2 protein-coding genes are annotated in these 1170 nt (G+C 27.4%); both read left to right on the plus strand.

Features of this window, described 5'->3' with window-relative positions; genetic code table 11:
- Positions 1-131: 131 nt before the first annotated feature.
- A complete protein-coding gene (locus tag G507_RS17670) occupies positions 132-293 on the plus strand; it encodes a hypothetical protein (RefSeq protein WP_157496567.1) in 162 nt (53 codons plus the stop codon).
- A 114-nt stretch (positions 294-407) separates the two neighbouring features.
- Positions 408-614: a hypothetical protein gene (locus tag G507_RS0109695; protein ID WP_026717286.1), complete on the plus strand. Its 207-nt coding sequence runs from the start codon at positions 408-410 to the stop codon at positions 612-614.
- Positions 615-1170 lie beyond the last annotated feature (556 nt).

A 1170-nucleotide genomic window follows, 5' to 3' on the forward strand; every position in this document is an offset into this window, starting at 1 on the left:
TCCTTCGGAAAAACCTCTATGAATCATAAATTTGTTTTATATTTGCTTTGGTAAGTGCTTAATCAAAGCCACTGAAACAAAGCCGAGAACCGTTGCCATTCATTGCGGAACGAACTCAAAATTTGAAAATTATGAATAAAAAAATATTTATTGGATTAATATTATTAATAATTGGAACTGTTTCTCAATTTACAATTGAAAACGAATTAACTGATTTCTTTTCCGCCATATTGATTGGAGCTGGAATTGGATTGATTGTAGGTGATAGATTAGGTAAATCAAAAAGTAACTGAATCCGGAATATATCAATCAATCTAATAGAAAAAAAGGAATAGCAACACCGTTCATAATTACTTGCAAAAAGAACGTTAAATAATTGAATTTAAAAATTTTAAAATAATATTTTAATGAAAAAAATATCCTTAATTATCCTTGCATTAGTTTGGATTTCAGCTTTGATTATTTTAATAATCTCTTTGACAAACTTATACCCGAATAATGTTTTTAGCGAACATCGCTTAATTGTTGGAATTGCATTTATTACAATAACTGGATTTTTAAAACCCATTTATAATTCTGTTGTTAATAAAGGTAACGGTGTAGAATCAAAGTAGAAAAATAAACTGTGTGCTGAATTTAGCAGATTTCGGATTTTATCACTCAATTGGAATTGAAAAAGATTGCGGAATAAAACGCTGACTGAATTCACTTAAACAATAAAAGCAAAAAAATGATTAAAAGAAATTTATCTTCAATACTGATAATTATAGCAATGACTCTGAATATATTGAGTTTTGATTTTTCAAATTTCAATATTGAATCTAAAAAAAATTGGCTCTTTTTAGGTGCTTCATTAGTTTTATTTGCTTCAATAATATTAATTTTCGTTAATGAAAATAAAAACAAAAAAAGGAATAAAGCAGAATAATAAGAAATCTGAATAAAAACAACGAAATGGCAACAACGTGTATAATTAATGGCTAGTTCGAGCTTGCTTACGAAAATTCTCGCGGATTTTCTATTCAGTTTTTATTTGCTAAATTAGGTGCTTAAACACGCCACTAATCATACACAAAACCGTTGTGCGAAATTAGGCCCAAGATTCCTGTAAAACATTTCGAAAATAAGTAAATAAGGTAGTTTTTAATAAGAAAACGTAGTTTTATTACG

The sequence above is a fragment of the Flavobacterium gelidilacus DSM 15343 genome, assembly GCF_000422685.1.
Lineage (GTDB): Bacteria > Bacteroidota > Bacteroidia > Flavobacteriales > Flavobacteriaceae > Flavobacterium > Flavobacterium gelidilacus.

Excerpts from the sequence above, each read along its gene's own strand:
- G507_RS17670 (WP_157496567.1), top strand. The coding sequence starts at position 132 with ATGAATAAAAAAATATTTATTGGATTAATATTATTAATAATTGGAACT.
- G507_RS0109695 (WP_026717286.1), top strand. The coding sequence starts at position 408 with ATGAAAAAAATATCCTTAATTATCCTTGCATTAGTTTGGATTTCAGCT.